At 40.7% G+C, this 17,273-nt stretch carries 11 protein-coding genes and 1 pseudogene; all 12 read left to right on the top strand.

Features of this window, described 5'->3' with window-relative positions; all coding sequences use genetic code 11:
* The first annotated feature begins 212 nt into the window (after window positions 1–212).
* Window positions 213–4,688, top strand: a complete 4,476-nt coding sequence (gene gltB, locus WAE57_RS11390) for a glutamate synthase large subunit (protein WP_337710709.1) — start codon at window positions 213–215, stop codon at window positions 4,686–4,688.
* 74 nt (window positions 4,689–4,762) lie between these two features.
* Window positions 4,763–6,184, top strand: a complete 1,422-nt coding sequence (locus WAE57_RS11385; protein ID WP_337710708.1) for an FAD-dependent oxidoreductase — start codon at window positions 4,763–4,765, stop codon at window positions 6,182–6,184.
* A gap of 263 nt (window positions 6,185–6,447) precedes the next feature.
* Window positions 6,448–7,682, top strand: a pseudogene (locus WAE57_RS11380) (transposase).
* A 165-nt stretch (window positions 7,683–7,847) separates the two neighbouring features.
* On the top strand, window positions 7,848–8,732 hold the full coding sequence (locus tag WAE57_RS11375; protein WP_337710707.1) for a metal-dependent hydrolase: 885 nt from the start codon (window positions 7,848–7,850) through the stop codon (window positions 8,730–8,732).
* A 164-nt stretch (window positions 8,733–8,896) separates the two neighbouring features.
* Window positions 8,897–9,487 carry a LemA family protein gene (locus tag WAE57_RS11370; RefSeq protein ID WP_337710706.1) on the top strand — a complete coding sequence of 197 codons (591 nt, stop codon included), beginning with the start codon at window positions 8,897–8,899 and terminating at the stop codon, window positions 9,485–9,487.
* Window positions 9,488–9,561: 74 nt separating this feature from the next.
* Entirely contained in the window at window positions 9,562–10,593 is a 1,032-nt protein-coding gene (locus tag WAE57_RS11365) for a TPM domain-containing protein (RefSeq protein WP_337710752.1), read from the top strand.
* Window positions 10,587–11,147 carry a TPM domain-containing protein gene (locus tag WAE57_RS11360; protein WP_337710705.1) on the top strand — a complete coding sequence of 187 codons (561 nt, stop codon included), beginning with the start codon at window positions 10,587–10,589 and terminating at the stop codon, window positions 11,145–11,147. Before WAE57_RS11365 ends, WAE57_RS11360 begins: the two co-directional genes overlap by 7 nt.
* Window positions 11,148–11,343: 196 nt before the next feature.
* On the top strand, window positions 11,344–11,754 hold the full coding sequence (locus WAE57_RS11355) for a pilin (RefSeq protein ID WP_337710704.1): 411 nt from the start codon (window positions 11,344–11,346) through the stop codon (window positions 11,752–11,754).
* Window positions 11,755–11,877: 123 nt separating this feature from the next.
* On the top strand, window positions 11,878–13,809 hold the full coding sequence (locus WAE57_RS11350; protein WP_337710703.1) for a hypothetical protein: 1,932 nt from the start codon (window positions 11,878–11,880) through the stop codon (window positions 13,807–13,809).
* On the top strand, window positions 13,796–14,659 hold the full coding sequence (locus tag WAE57_RS11345; RefSeq protein WP_337710702.1) for a glycosyltransferase family 2 protein: 864 nt from the start codon (window positions 13,796–13,798) through the stop codon (window positions 14,657–14,659). The genes WAE57_RS11350 and WAE57_RS11345 overlap by 14 nt, the downstream gene beginning before the upstream one ends.
* A gap of 5 nt (window positions 14,660–14,664) precedes the next feature.
* Entirely contained in the window at window positions 14,665–16,383 is a 1,719-nt protein-coding gene (locus WAE57_RS11340; RefSeq protein WP_337710701.1) for an ABC transporter ATP-binding protein, read from the top strand.
* A 9-nt stretch (window positions 16,384–16,392) separates the two neighbouring features.
* Window positions 16,393–17,271 carry a glycosyltransferase family 2 protein gene (locus WAE57_RS11335; protein WP_337710700.1) on the top strand — a complete coding sequence of 293 codons (879 nt, stop codon included), beginning with the start codon at window positions 16,393–16,395 and terminating at the stop codon, window positions 17,269–17,271.
* Window positions 17,272–17,273 lie beyond the last annotated feature (2 nt).

Raw genomic sequence — 17,273 nt, 5'->3', positions numbered from 1 at the left:
TGCCTGCTTTAAAAGAGTGCATGAACGAAGCAAAACATTTTTGCAATTAATTCATGTACAAAGATTAAAATCGGATTATCTTAAGCATGATGAAAAGATTTTACTCATCATTGATCTTAAAGTGAGTAAATTGGACTAAATCGCAAAGAAGATATTTGATTGTTAGATGCCCGCTTTATGGGCCATGTTGAAAAGAAGGGTACGCTATGCACATGCCATCGCCTAATACTGTAGCTCCCGCTCAAGGTTTATACCAACCGGATGAGTTTAAAGATAACTGTGGTTTCGGTCTAATCGCCCATATGCAGGGTGATGCCAGCCATGATCTCGTCAAGACCGCTATGCATAGTCTTAGCTGTATGACACACCGTGGTGGTATTGCCGCAGATGGTAAGACAGGGGATGGTTGTGGTCTGCTCTTGGCAATGCCGAAGAAATTCTTCCGTGAAGAAGCAAAAAAACTCAGTGATATCACTTTAAGCGAAATTTTTGCTGTCGGTACCGTATTTTTAAATGTAGACCCAGCAATTGCTGCACATTCTAAACAAGTGTTGGCCAAAGAAATTGAATCTGAAGGTCTTAAAGTTCTCGCTTGGCGTGTTATTCCAACCAATAACGATGTGCTTGGTGAAATTGCAATGCAGTCTTTACCTGCATTCGAACAGATTATTGTCAACTGCCCTATGGGTGTGACTGAGGTCGAGTTTAACCGTAAATTGTTCTTGGCACGTCGTCGTGCAGAACAACAGTTAACCAATGATCCATCATTCTATGTGACCACTTTGTGTTCTACAGTGATTAGCTATAAAGGCCTGATGATGCCTGAAGCGATTGCTGACTTTTACACCGATTTGGCAGATGAACGCCTGGAATCTCATATTGTAGTGTTCCACCAACGTTTCTCGACCAACACTTTACCGCGTTGGCCTTTAGCGCAGCCATTCCGTTATCTGGCGCATAATGGTGAAATCAACACCATTACTGCAAACCGTAACTGGGCAATGGCGCGTACACCAAAATTCGAAAACCCGCTATTACCTGGATTAACCGATCTTAACCCGATTGTGAACCGTACCGGTTCAGACTCTTCAAGCCTGGATAACATGCTTGAGATTCTTGTCGGTGGCGGCATGGACCTGTTCCGTGCACTGCGTATGCTGGTTCCACCAGCTTGGCAAAACGTTGAAACTTTAGATGCAGACCTTCGTGCATTCTATGAATTCAACTCTAAGCATATGGAAGCTTGGGATGGTCCGGCGGGTCTGGTGATTCAAGATGGCCGTCATGCGATCTGTATGCTGGATCGTAATGGCTTACGTCCAGCACGTTGGGTCATCACTAAAAATGGCTACATCACGCTTGCATCAGAAATTGGGGTTTGGGGTTATCAGCCTGAAGATGTGATTTCTAAAGGTCGTGTTGGCCCGGGTCAAATTCTGGTGATTGATACTTTCACTGGAAAAATGCTTGACACCAAAGATGTCAGCAACCATTTGAAAAAAATGCGTCCTTACCGTGAATGGTTGCGTGAGAACTCTGTACGCATTCAAGGTAGTCCGGAACTGGAAGAATATTTATGTGATCAAGGCCTGAAAGGCGATGAGCTGAAAGCATCACAGAAAATGTTCATGGTGACTTTTGAAGAGCGTGACCAGTTGCTTCGCCCAATCGCTGAAAGTGGCCAGGAAGCAGTGGGTTCAATGGGTGATGATACGCCAATGGCAGTATTGTCTCGTCAAGTACGCCATGTATCAGATTACTTCCGCCAACAGTTTGCACAGGTAACCAATCCGCCAATCGACCCATTACGTGAATCGATTGTGATGTCATTGGAAACTTGCCTGGGTCGCGAACAAAACGTATTCGAGCAAAGCCCTGAACATGCCGATCGCTTGATTATTTCTAGTCCTGTACTTACAAATTCAAAAATGCATCAGATTCGTACCCTTGGGCGTCCGGGTTACGAAATTGCTGATATCGATTTGAACTATGCAGAAACTGAAGGTCTGGAAGCTGCGCTTACACGTATTTGTATCGAGGCTGCACAAGCGATCCGTGATGGTAAAACTTTATTGGTGCTTTCAGACAAGAAAATCCGTCAAGGTTTCTTGCCTGCTAATGCACTCATGGCAACAGGTGCAGTACATCACTACTTAATCAATGTGGGCCTGCGTACTGATGCCAACATTATTGTTGAAACTGGCTTGGCACGTGATCCACATCAATTTGCAGTGATCTTGGGCTTTGGTGCAACTGCGATTTATCCTTACCTGGCTTATGACGTGATCAATGACTTGATCGCGAAAGGCGAGTTGTTGGGTGACCCAATCCATGCACAAGCCAACTTCCGTAAGGGTATTGAGAAAGGCTTATTGAAAGTCCTTTCGAAAATGGGTATTTCGACTGTTGCCTCTTATCGTGGTGGCCAGTTATTTGAAGCTGTGGGTTTATCGACTGAAGTAGTTGCTAAATGCTTCACTGGTGTACCAAGCCGTATTAAAGGTGCAACTTTTGCTGATCTTGAAAATGATCTGAAAAAACTGGCTGATACAGCGTGGAAATCACGTAAGCCAATCGATCAGGGCGGTATGCTGAAATTCGTATTCGACAAGGAATATCATGCATTTAACCCAGATGTGATCAATGCCTTACATAAATCAGTTCGTTCAGGCAAATACGCGGACTTTAAAGAATATGCTGAACTGGTAAACACCCGTCCGGTCGCTACCATTCGTGACTTGTTGAAGCTGAAAACCGATAATTCAATTGCACTAGATCAAGTGGAATCGGTTGAAGAAATTCTGCCACGTTTCGACTCTGCCGGGATGTCTTTGGGTGCATTGTCTCCTGAAGCACATGAAGCGATTGCCATTGCCATGAATACCATCGGTGGTCGTTCAAACTCTGGTGAGGGCGGTGAAGATCCAGCGCGTTATGGCACAATCCGTAACTCGAAAATCAAACAGATCGCTTCTGGTCGTTTTGGTGTAACGCCTGCGTATTTAACTTCTGCTGAAGTGTTGCAGATTAAAGTCGCACAAGGTGCAAAACCGGGTGAAGGCGGTCAGTTACCGGGTGGTAAAGTGAATGGCTTAATTGCACGTTTACGTTACTCAGTACCAGGCGTAACCTTAATTTCACCTCCACCACACCATGACATCTACTCAATTGAAGATTTGTCACAACTGATCTTTGACTTGAAACAGGTCAATCCTCAGGCGATGGTGTCAGTAAAACTGGTATCTGAACCGGGTGTAGGGACGATTGCTGCGGGTGTTGCGAAAGCATATGCCGATTTCATTACCATTTCGGGTTATGACGGCGGTACAGCGGCTTCCCCGTTATCTTCAATTCACCATGCTGGTTCGCCATGGGAATTAGGTCTTTCTGAAGCGCATCAAGCCCTTCGTGTGAACGACCTACGTGGCAAAGTACGTGTGCAAACCGATGGTGGTTTGAAAACTGGTCTAGACGTGGTTAAAGCGGCAATCCTCGGTGCGGAAAGCTTTGGTTTTGGTTCTACACCAATGATTGCATTGGGTTGTAAATACCTGCGTATCTGTCACTTGAACAACTGTGCGACCGGTGTTGCAACTCAACAGGATCATTTACGTCAGGAACACTACATCGGTGAACCTGAAATGCTGATCAACTTCTTCCACTTTATTGCGGAAGAAACACGTGAATGGTTGGCAGCGCTTGGTGTATCAAGCCTGAAAGACCTGATTGGCCGTACTGATCTGCTTGAAGTATTGCCAGGTGAAACTGACAAGCATGCTCACTTGGATTTAAGTGCATTATTAACCTCGCATCCATCTGCAGAAGGTAAAGCGCAATATTGCCAAGTACAAGGTAATGCGCCATTCGATAAAGGTCTGCTTGCAGAGAAAATGGTTGATGAGATGCTTCCGACCATTGAAGCAGGTAAGAGCGGTGAGTTCAGCTTTAATGTGGTGAACTGTGACCGTTCAATTGGTGCACGTATTTCTGGTGAGATTGCTAAACGTTATGGCAACCTCAGCATGGAAGCACATCCTGTTAAAGTCAATCTGACCGGTACTGCGGGTCAGTCTTTAGGTGTATGGAACGCTGGCGGTTTACATATTAAACTTGAAGGTGATGCCAACGATTATGTCGGTAAAGGTATGGCGGGTGGTCGCGTATCGATCTTCCCACCAAAAGGTTCGCCTTTCCAAACTCAAGAAACGGCAATTATTGGTAATACCTGTTTGTATGGTGCAACTGGCGGTAAACTGTTTGCTGCAGGTACTGCAGGTGAGCGTTTCGCGGTACGTAACTCAGGTGCCTTTGCCGTAATTGAAGGTGCAGGCGATCACTGCTGTGAATATATGACTGGCGGTATTGTAACTGTACTCGGTAAAGTAGGTCATAACTTCGGTGCCGGTATGACGGGCGGTTTTGCTTATGTACTTGATTTGGATAACGACTTCGTTGACCATTACAACCATGAGCTAATCGAATTAAACCGTATTTCTACAGAGGCGATGGAAGAACATCAAGAATTCTTGCTTCGTATCTTAGATGAACATATTGCTGAAACAGGTAGTGCTTGGGCGTACAAGATCCGCAATGAGTTTGATTTTTACAGCCGTAAATTCTGGCTTGTAAAACCAAAAGCTGCTAATTTGCAAACGCTTTTGAAAACAACCAAAGCTGATCCACAATAATTCCACTACTGCAGATTGATAGGCAGGTGTAGCGGTAAAAGATGAAACCGTTACACCTACCCACGGAGAGAGACATGGCAGAGCGCCTAAACAATGACTTTCAATTCCTGGATGTAGCACGCCAAGATCCAGAGAAAAAAGATCTAACTGTCCGCAAAGCAGAGTTTGTGGAAATTTATAAACCTTTTACAGCGGAAATTGCGGCTAACCAAACCCACCGTTGTTTAGGTTGTGGTAACCCATATTGCGAATGGAAATGTCCGGTACATAACTACATTCCAAACTGGTTGAAGTTAATTGCTGAAGGCCGTATTTTCCAGGCAGCAGAACTGTGCCATCAAACCAACACTTTACCGGAAGTCTGTGGCCGTGTATGTCCGCAAGACCGTTTATGTGAAGGGGCGTGTACCCTGAATGATGGTTTTGGTGCAGTGACCATTGGTAATGCAGAAAAATACATTAATGATACCGCTTTTGCCTTGGGCTGGCGTCCAGACATGTCACACGTGAAATGGACTGATAAAAAAGTCGCAATCATTGGTGCTGGTCCTGCAGGACTCGGTTGTGCAGACATTCTGGTACGTAATGGTGTAAAACCGGTGGTATTTGACAAGCGCCCTGAAATTGGCGGTTTGCTGACTTTCGGTATTCCTGAATTCAAAATGGAAAAAGACGTCATGAAACGTCGCCGTGAAATTTTCACAGGCATGGGCGTTGAATTCCGTTTAAATACTGAAATTGGTACAGACGTAACGATTGATCAGCTACTTGCAGATTACGATGCAGTATTCATGGGTATGGGTACATACACTTACATGAAAGGCGGTTTTGCCGGTGAAGATCTAGACGGTGTCTATGACGCGCTTGATTTCCTGATTGCCAACGTCAACCGTTGCCAAGGCTGGGAAAAAGATGCGGCTGAATACATCAGTGTAGAAGGTCAAAAAGTTATCGTACTGGGTGGTGGTGACACTGCGATGGACTGTAACCGTACTTCTATCCGTCAAGGTGCTGAATCAGTGATCTGTGCTTACCGTCGCGATGAAGAAAACATGCCAGGTTCTCGCCGTGAAGTGAAAAATGCACGTGAAGAAGGTGTGGAATTCCAGTTTAACCGTCAGCCAATTGAAATTGTCGGTGAAAACGGCAAAGTGACTGGCGTTAAATTTGTGACTACACAATTGAGCGAGCCAGACAGCCGCGGTCGCCGCAGTCCAGAGCCAATTCCAGGTTCTGAAGAAGTGTTGCCAGCGGATGCCGTACTTCTTGCATTTGGTTTCCGTACTAGCCCAGCTGATTGGTTTAATAATGTGAAAATTAACTTGGATGGTTCAGGCCGTGTTGTTGCGCCGGAACAGCAAGAGTTTAAATTCCAGACTTCAAATCCAAAAATCTTTGCTGGTGGCGATATGGTGCGCGGTTCTGACCTGGTTGTGACTGCAATCTGGGAAGGTCGTCAAGCTGCAGAAGGTATCCTGGATTACTTGGATGTTTAATTCGATATAAACTGAATTGGATTCATTCTAAGAACCCGCTTCGGCGGGTTTTTTATTGCCTATATAACTCCCTCCTTTATCAAAGGAGGGTTGGGGAGGATTTAAATATAAATTTTTCCTCACCCTAACCCTCTCCCACATGGCATAGGTATCTACACAATTCCCGAGCTTTGCGTTAAATTGAATAGCATGCTCTTCAATTTAACATCTCTGGTCTGGATCAGCGTCTTGTTAAACGCTATAACAGCCTTGTAAAGCTCAATATGAATCCTCTTGCTTCACTTGCTCCCGCAATCAAAGACCTGGCTTCTACCCAAAGGTCGAGTTTCGCAACCACACAGGCAGTTTGGCGATTCCTGAATAATGACAAGATTTCTTTTAGTCAGTTAAACCAACCGATTGAACAGCTTGCATGTGAACAGATCAACTCGTCACAGCATCGGTATGCATTGATCGTTCATGACTGGTCTCAGCAGCAGTATGTGAAACACAATCATAAAACTCAAAGGCTTCAAAGAACCCATCAATACGATTCAGGCTATGAGTTGCAAACCAGTCTGCTGGTTGATGCAGCCTCGGGACTCCCGATTGCACCACTGGCTCAGACGCTAACAGATGTATCAGGCTGTTATTCCACATTCACTGAACAATACAGTGAGCGCAAGTCCCATCTGGACTCCCTCTCTGAACAAATCAAAACTGTCGAACAGTATCCCATTGAGAGAATACGTGTTCATCTCATTGATCGTGAAGGTGACTCGATTGCTCACCTGAGGGAAATGAGCAGCCACGGTTTTAAATGGCTGATTCGGGCCAAAGAAGGCCATCGGATTGAGCATCAGGGGGAAACCTGCAAAGTTGCAGTAGCCGCAGAACGGGTAGAAACGCAGCAGGTTCAGCCGATTTTTTATAAGGGAAACCGGCATATGCTTCATGTTGGAGAAACTGCTATTCGGATGACTCGTGCAGCAAAGCCGAAGAGAAAAGATGATTCAGGCCAACGGGTTGCTCCCCAGTCAGGTGAAGCGATTGAAGCGAGATTAATTGTTGCAGTGGTTAAAGATGCTCAGGATAAAACCGTCGCAAGATGGTCACTGATCAGCAATGTTGCTTCAGAGATTGATGCAGTAGAGCTGACGACCTGGTATTACTGGCGCTGGACGATTGAGTGCTATTTCAAGCTGCTCAAGCAGGCCAGGTCATGATATCGAAGCATGGCTTCAGGACTACACCTAAAGCCATTTTAAGGGGATTACTGATTAGCTGTATGGCATGTGTGCTGACTTGGAGAGTGCAACGTTGTACGGATGAAAAAAATAAGCAAGTCCGTGTATTTCTGGCCCGTCTTTCAGGCAGACAGCAGAAAAGAGGCAAGCTGGAAAGTGCACCTGCGATATTGGCAGGACTTTCGATTTTACTGAACACCCTTCAACTGCTCTCAGAATATTTAATAGATGAACTCAATGAGATTGCTGCAATTGCAATAGGTACCTCATAGAGGTGTAGATACCTATGCCCACATGGAGAGGGAACTTCTTAAATGGTTGGGCTAAATAAAAAATGAACCTTTTCGCTAATTCAACAAGCGCTTTCGCCATATCTGTCAGAAAAATTGCTGTTCATACTGAAGTTATTATCCGATCAAATTTTTAGGATTAATGACATGACTCAAGTGACGACAGAAAAATCATATCAAAATCGTCCAAAGGCTATCGGGATTACAGTGCGTAAACCACAATTTAATCCGCAAGCCATTCGCAGGCATTATTTCGCCAATTCCCCTATCATGTCACATTTGCTGACCGCGCTATCTTCTACATTTCCTGTAGGAGAACAGTTTTTCGTACATAGCGTGCGTAATGTTCGTGATCAGGTAAAAGATGAAAAATTGCAGGCTCAAATTGCAGCCTTTATTGGACAGGAAGCCATGCATTCCAAAGCTCATGCCGAGTTTAATGCTGCCTGGCGCCGTGATGACTATAATCTGGACCGTTTTCAGGCTTGGCTGGCACGTAAAGACAGCTATATAAAAGGACTGCATTCAAAAATCCAGCTGGCGATTACCTGTGCTTTTGAGCATTTTACCGCTTTGCTGGGAGGATATATTCTGCGACATCCTGAAATCTTGGCCAGCCTGGATGAAGATACCATCAAACTCTGGGTCTGGCATGCCATTGAAGAAATTGAACATCGCGCTGTCGCCTTTGATGTTTATCAGCATGTGTATGGGGATGATAAAGTGCGGCGTATGATTATGCGTAGTGTGACCACAGGTTTTGCCAGCTTGACCTTCTATTCGGCCACCCGGTTATTTTGGCAAGATAAGAAAAAAAGTTTGCCTAAAGTGACGGGTAATCTTCTGGGAATCTATTTAATCGGGAAAATGTTTATCCAGTTATTGCCTGAATATTTATCTTATTTTAAAGCCGATTTTCATCCTTCTGAAATTGACTATAGCGAGATCGTCAAGGAGTGGAAGCAGCGACTGGCGACCATATATCTCCATCCGGAATTTCAAAAGGAGCTATCAACAGTCGCTTATAGCTGATTGAAATTTTGCTGGATTAAGCTCGATTGATGATCGGGCTTTTTTATTTTCTTCCAAAAAATTGAACTTCATCTTGAATAAATAAATTAAACAAAACTACAGCTAAATATGTTTACAATAAAATTAGTTAAACAAATACAAATAAATAATAGAGGAATAGCTGAATGAATTTTATGAAAAAAACTGCAGCGACAGTCGTACTTGCGAGCACGCTGACCTTAACCGGCTGTGGTTATAACACTTTACAGGTGAAGGATGAGGCTGTTACAGCTTCTTGGGCAGAAGTGCAAAACCAGTATCAACGCCGTGCAGATTTGGTGCCTAATCTGGTGAATGTGGTGAAAGGCTATGCAAAACATGAAGAGCAGGTATTGACTGAAGTGACTCAGGCGCGTGCCAATGTTGCCGGTCTAAAAGTGGATAAACAAGTGCTGGAAGATCCTGCTTTATTCCAAAAATATCAACAGGCTCAGGCCCAGATGACCAGTGCATTGTCACGCTTAATTGCGGTTTCAGAAAACTATCCTGACTTAAAAGCCAATGAGCAGTTCCGCGATTTACAGGTACAACTGGAAGGGACTGAAAACCGCATTGCAGTGGCACGTAACCGTTATATTGCCTCAGTTCAAGACTTTAATGCCTATTCACGGCAGTTCCCGCAAGTGATGACGGCTAAAGTCATCGGCATGAATCCGAAACCGAATTTCAGTGCAGAACAGGGTGCACAAACCGCACCTAAGGTTACATTTAACTAGTAGGTCATGAGTAAGGTGCCTGAATAGAAAAGGATGTGCTTATGCTTGCTTCAGAACATAAAAATACGTTCACGATGATTTTAAAAGTGCTGATCTTGTGCTTTGCAATGTTGTCCAGTTCATTTGCTTTGAGTGAAGTGGCCACGGCCAGTGACAGTGAAGAAGCGGTTATCGTCGGAAAGGTGATTCAAGAGCAGCAAAAAGCTAATCAAAACCAGCAAAAACCGACAGCACAGGCAGAAAATAAGCAGCCGCAAATTGCCAATGATATGGTGGAAGGCGAATCTATCCGCGGCCTGCCGACTTTAAATGAGCCAATCGTTGATCAGGCCAATCTATTAACTGCCAGTGAAAAGCAGGCGCTAAGCCAGCGGATTCTAAACTTGCATGCGCAGGGCAAAGCCCAAATTGGTGTGGTGATTGTTCCAACGACCGGTCAGGAAGATATTTTTGATTTTGCCATGCGGGTGGCTGAGAAATGGCAACTTGGATCTGCGAAACAGGATAATGGCCTGTTAATGGCGATTGCGGTAAATGATCGGCGTATCCAGATCTTAACAGGCTATGGTCTGGAAGGTGTATTGCCGGATATTATTGTTAGCCGAATCATTCGTAATCAAATTACCCCTTATTTTAAACAGGCCCAATATGCCCAAGGCATTGATGCCGGTTTGGCTGAAATTGAGCGTATTTTAAATATGGATCCCGAAGTTGCAGCGAATGCTGCGCAGGAACTGAAAGAACGGCAAGAAAAAGCCTTGCATGAACAACAGGCGAAAGAGAAAACGTTCAGTACAGCTTTATTTATTTTAATTGCAGGGATTGTTGGCTCATTTATTGTAGGTAAACCTCTAAGTGCTGCTACAGCAGCTGTTGCGGGAACTGTAGCTGGTCTGGTCAATGGTGCCGGACTGCTCACCAGTTTATTAATCGGTGGTGGTATTTTTTTCTTATTAATTACTGCAATTGCGCAAACCATTTTTCAATTGATATTGTCATCCGCTGGTCGCGGTGGTGGTAGAGGAGGCGGTGGGGGCTTCGGTGGTGGCGGATTTAGTGGCGGTGGCGGTGGCTTTGGCGGAGGAGGGGCATCAGGATCATGGTAACAACAACAGATACAACAGAAATTGTCACACAACCTAAGACAGCAGAAGTAAGTCAGCCCAGTTTTAAGCGTTGGTTAAAGCATTTTCTATATATGCCTGCAACAAAACGCTATTTTTCCAAACATGATCAAGCTGCGATTGCACAGGCAGTGACTGAGGCTGAACATGGACATATAGGAGAAATTCAGGTCGTAATTGAAGGTCATCTACCCGTAAATCAGGCCTATTTTCAAAATACCCACATGCGTGCTCGCCAGCTGTTTGCAGAACTTGGGGTATGGGATACTGAATATAATAGTGGTGTGCTTCTTTACATCAATTTATGTGAAAGAAAAGTTGAAATTATTATTGATCGGGGAATAAAAATGGCTACCGAGCAAATAATTTGGGATGAAATCTGCCAGAATATGGTTGCTCAGTTGGCCCAACAGCAGTTTCAGCAGGCTGTAATCAATGGCATGATGGGTATAGGTCAGGTGCTAAACCAGTTTTATGCTCGGTCTATCAATGATAAAAGTAATGAATTAGGAAATGATCCTGTGATTTTAGGCTAAAAAATAAGTGCTTATTGACAAAAAATGTCACTTTTTTACTAAAAAAAACATTAAAACTACGTTGTAACAATTTTATTTTTTTAAACTGCTGTTTTTTCTGTTAATTTTATTATAATCAGTTTTGGCACAATTAGTGCTAACTATAAATTAGCTTACAAAGCTTATAAATAAACAAAAAACATTTGTGGAGAATGTTATGAACAAAATGCAAAAGGGTTTTACCCTAATTGAATTAATGATCGTTGTAGCGATTATCGGTATTTTGGCTGCTTTCGCAATTCCTGCTTACCAAGACTATATCGCTCGTGGTCAAGCGGCTGAAGGTTTTTCTTTGGCTGACGGCTTAAAAACCAGCATTGCTGATGATTTACAAGCAGGTACATGTGGTAGTAGTAGTGCGCATGGTAAATATGCGGCAAGTGTAGTAGTTACAGAAGCAGCTCCAAATGCTGCTGGCGAATGTGAGATTACAATTAAATACCAAGCTGCCGGTATTGCTAAGCAAATCCAAGGTGCAACTGTTGTAGCTAAAACAGATAAAAATGGCTCTATCACAGTTACAAATCCTGGAACTGTTAAGAAATATCTTCCTAAAGCTAACTTGTAATAATTTATATTTAGCTTAATGGTATTTGAAAAAGAGGCTTATAGGGCCTCTTTTTCTTTTGTCTGGTGTTTTTGATGTAAATAATTTAATGTTTATCACGTTTTTATATGAATAAGTAAAAATATGCCAAATTTAAAAGTTTTATCTATTGGGGGGCTGTTTGGGATTTGTCTGCTCACAGTATTGGCCTATTGGAGCGGTCTTGCTGGTGGTTTTTTATTTGATGATAAGCCAAATCTTGGTGGATTGGTACATTATGGGCAGTCAGGTAAATGGGAAGATGCTAAGCAGTTTATTGAAAGTGGTTTTGCTGGCCCCACTGGGCGTCCCATATCATTAGCAACATTTATATTTCAAGCTGAAAGTTGGCCACATGATGCCTATCCCTTTAAATTGGTAAATTTATTTATTCATTTAACTTGCGGCGTATTGCTTTTTTTTGTAATGCGTTTAGTGCTTAGTAGTTATGGTTATGTAGAAAAAAAGGCAATCTGGATTGCATTTTTTTCTACCAGTATTTGGTTGTTACATCCATTATTTGTTTCAACAACATTGTATGTCATACAGCGTATGGCACAGTTACCATTATTGTTTAGCTTATTGGGGATGCTAGGTTATCTAAAAGCAAGAGAACATATTTCTAATCGACCACTTTTTGCTTATCTTGTAATGACCTTGTCTATTGGTATTTCGACAATACTGGCCACCTACAGTAAAGAAAATGGTGCATTATTACCACTTTTAATCTTAGTAATAGAGTTTTGTAACCCAACTCGAGTAAATAGGCCAATTTGGTATTGGCGTGCCGTATGTTTATGGCTGCCCTCTTTGGCTATTGCAGTTTTGCTTTTTAAAGAAATTAATTTTTCAGAAAACCCTTGGCCTTTTCGTAATTTTAATCAAATAGAACGATTATGGAGTGAAGGGCGAATTCTCTGCGATTATTTGTATCGTTTATTTATTCCTCAAGTAGAAGGCTATGGCCTATTTCAAGATGGTTATATTGTCTCTAGGGGGTGGTTGGAACCAGTTACAACTCTGACATCAGCTATTTTTTTAAGTCTATTATTTTTGTCAGCATTCTTGCTTCGAAGAAAATATCCATTATTTGCACTTGCAATATTATTTTTCTTTGCTGCTCATTTAATTGAATCTACTTTTATTGGGTTAGAATTATATTTTGAACATCGTAATTATATTGCAGCCATTTTTTTATTTTTACCCTTAGCATCAGGATTATGGATACTGTCCGAAAAAACTCAACCTAAAGTCGCTATTGTCGCTGGTAGTTTGATTCTGACCATTTTTGGGTGGATGACATGGCAACGTGCTATGTTATGGTCTGATGCAACAAAACTGCAAGTTTATTGGGCTCAAAATAATCCTCAGTCTGTTCGAGCACAGAGTCGCTTTGCTGAAATACTAGCTTTACACGGGAGATCTACGGAAGCGAATGTGGTGTTGGAGCGAGCAATTCAAAATCATCCAGATGCAGGGTTAATGATTCAATTGTTAAAGCAAAAAATTGATTTAGGTGTTGATGCTCGAAATGACTTGTTGAAAATCAAAGATCAGCTATTAATACAAAAAGCAGATGGTGCCGCGATTTGGGGACTAAGAGGTTTGGTAGATAAAATTGTAACCAATCAAAAATCAACCAATTTGTATGCATTAGATTTAGCAAACTTATTGAAAGAATTAGTTGAAAAAAATCAAAATTATCGAAACTATCCAGATTTTTATCCATTGTCTATATATTTGCGCGGACAACTTCTAATTGCTTTGGATCAATTAAATGCAGGATATGAAGAATATAGACTGGCGGCAGAGAAGTATCAGAATGCAAGCTCGGCATTAGCGTTGGTTGCTGACTTGGGTAATAAAGGCTACCCTCAATTAGCATTGCAGTTAATGGTTGAAATAGAGAATACCTATAAAAAGCAATTAGAAAATGATACTTCTTTAATTAAGATAAAAGATAAAATGAAAAAAGATTTACTTGCAAACCACCAACTAACGACAATTGGAGAATCAGAACAGCATGGGGAGAAGTGAAGTGAAGTATAGTGTTGTTCTTCCAGCAAAAAATGAGGCAGGTGCGATTGGGGAAACAATAAAAAAAATTCAACATTTGAATATGATTGATGAAATTATTGTTGTAAATGATGGATCTACAGATACTACACAGCTGGTTGCAGAAAGTGCGGGTGCTAAAGTGATTACTCATCCTTACTCTAAGGGGAATGGTGCTGCAATAAAAACAGGAGCACGTAATGCATCTGGTGAAATAATTGTATTTATGGATGCAGATGGACAGCATAATCCAAATGATATTCTAAAATTGCTTGAAAAAATTAATGAAGGTTATGATCTTGTTGTTGGGGCAAGGCAGAAAGGCTCACAAGCAAGTGTTGGGCGTGGAGTTGCAAATAAACTCTATAATAATTTGGCAACATATATGTCAGATCATAAAGTTGAAGATTTAACATCAGGTTTTAGAGCAGTACGGGCAGAAAAATTTAAAGAATTCATTTATTTATTACCAAATGGTTTTTCATATCCAACAACCAGTACTATGGCCTTTTTCAGAGCTGGTTATTCAGTTACATATGTTCCAATTCATGCTGTTAAGAGGGTAGGGAAAAGCCATATACACCCGGTTAAAGATAGTGTGCGCTTTTTTTTGATTATCTTTAAGATTGCTACCCTGTATTCACCTTTAAAAATGTTTTTACCTATTGCTGTAATGTTATTTATAGTAGCTACAAGTTGGTACGGATATACATTATATGAGTTTGCTCGTTTTACTAACATGAGTGCCTTGCTTTATACAGGCAGTATTATGATTTTTCTAATGGGGCTTATTTCTGAACAAATCACTGCATTAATGTATAAAGAGAAATAAAAGACGTGTTAAAAAGTTTGAATCAGCTTTGGAAAATTTTGTCACCACTTGATAAGCGTAAAGTGATTTATGTACTTATTTTGGTGATGGGAATGGCTTTAATAGAATCAGCGGGTGTGATTTCTATTATGCCGTTTCTTGCTGTTTTATCAAATCCAGCGGTTGTTGACTCCAATCATTATTTAAAACTGATATATAATTTTACAAATGTATCAAGTAAAAAAAATTTTATACTCTATTTAGGTTTTCTCTCTTTAGCTATTGTGATTTGTTCAACCGTATTTAAAATTGTGACCTTGCATGCAGTTAATCGTTTTGCCAGTTTGCAGCGACATTATTTTTCGACACGGCTGTTGAAAATTTATTTACAGCAAAACTATGAATTTTTTATTCAACGCAATAGTTCAACTTTAGTTAAAAATATTTTATCCGAAGTCGATCAACTGATTTGGACCATGATTTTGCCCGCTTTGACCCTGATGTCTTATGGTGTAGTACTGCTTTCTATGATTGGGATTTTACTGCTATATGATCCACTGATGGCGGTTGCTACAGCTCTAGTATTAGGCTCATTTTATGTCAGCATTTACGCTTTAGTCAGAAGAAAACTTACTCAAATTGGGCAAGAATTCACCCAAGCCAATCAAGAGCGTTATCAAACTTGCCAAGAGGCATTGGCTGGTATCAAAGATGTGATGATTAATAATGCTAAATACGGCTATATTGAACAATTTGAGCAATCGTCACGAGTATTTGCACGACACATTGCAACTCGGGATACCTTGGGGCAAGTCCCTCTGAATATTATTGAAACTGTGGGTTATGGTTGTTTAATTGGTTTAGCCATGATTTTGGTGGTGTCGGGGAAAGATGTCTCGCATATTTTGCCTGTATTGGGCTTATATGGTTTTGCCGCTTACCGTATGCTGCCTGCGGCACAAAATATCTACCGTTCGATTTCGCAAATTAAATTTTCTCAGCAAGTATTGGCAATCCTGCAACCCGAATTTGCCTTAGAAGAACATGATCATGTAACACTTTTAAAATCAGATTTACAAAAGTTAAGCTTTGAACATTCAATTTGTCTAAAAAATATTGGTTTTGCCTATCCAAATCGTCTAGATCAACCTATATTAAAAGACATGAACCTGAGCATTACTAAGAATAGCAGTCTAGGTATCGTAGGTAAAAGTGGCAGTGGTAAAAGCACCCTAATGGATATGATGCTGGGACTTTTACAACCCCAGCAGGGGCAAATATTGATTGATGGAGTTGCACTGACCGAACATAACATCATGGCGTGGCGAGATTTGGTCGGGTATGTACCGCAAAGTATTTTTTTGGCGGATAAAAGTATTGCGGAAAATATTGCCTTTGGTGTGCCATCAGTACAGATTGATTTTGAACAAGTGGAATTTGTTGCTAAACAAGCACAAATACATGATTTTATTAAAAATCAACTACCTTTAGGATATGATACCTTGGTGGGTGAGCGTGGAGTGATGCTCTCTGGGGGGCAACGCCAACGTATTGGAATTGCACGTGCTTTATATAAAAAACCACAGGTCTTATTTATGGATGAGGCGACTAGTGCGTTAGATATTTCTACAGAATTAGAGATAATTAAGGTTTTACATAGCATCAATTTGGATATAACAATCATTGCAATTGCTCACAGGCTAAGTGCATTAGATTTTTGTAAAAAAGTCTTAACTATTAAATAAGAGAATTAAATGATTAATTCAGTATGTTGTATTATTGTTTCTTATAATCCGGATTTGATTGCTCTTATAAATATTATAAAATGTATAAAATTTAATTCTGTTCCTATAATTATTGTAGATAATAATTCTTTGAATAAAAAAGATTTTACTTTTGTAGATGATTGTTACCCTATTTTTCTTGACAATAATGAAGGTATTGCTAAAGCACAAAATATTGGATTGAAAATAGCTTATGAACGTGGTTATGAGTATGTTTTACTACTTGATCAAGACTCCGATATTAAAGATGATTTTATTGGGAAAATGTTTGAAGCTTTTCGGCTGAATAATAGTGATGATAAACTTATAGCGCTAGGTCCAACCTCTTACAATATTCATTCGGAAAAAAATTATAAAGTTCAATCTGTATTTTGGGGTGCTATAGATCCATTATATAGCAATGATGATTTTATTGAAGTAAGTTATTTGATTTCTTCTGGAAGTTTAATAAATTTAAAGAAAATGAAGGAGGTTGGTTTTTTTAAAGCACATTATTTTATTGACTACGTTGATATTGAATGGGGCTTTAGAGCATTAAATTATAATTACAGACAAGTTGTTGCTAAGAATATAATAATGAATCATCAAATTGGTGAAAATTTTAAAATATTGAATAAAACTAAATCATTACATTCGCCTTTTCGTAAATATTATATGATAAGAAATAGTTTTTATCTTTTATCGGAAAAGCATGTTCCAAAAAAATACGCTATAAACCAAATTTACTCTCAATCTATTTCTCAGTTATTCTTTTTATTTTTTATTAAAAAAAATAAAATTGATTACTTTTTTCAATATGTTAGAGGATTAACTCATGGTTTATTTTATGTGGTATCAAAAAAAAAATAATA

The sequence above is a fragment of the Acinetobacter sp. NS-4 genome (assembly GCF_037402435.1).
GTDB lineage: Bacteria > Pseudomonadota > Gammaproteobacteria > Pseudomonadales > Moraxellaceae > Acinetobacter.
Note: the sequence above shows the minus strand (reverse complement) of the source record. Positions and strands in the feature narration are given on the sequence as shown.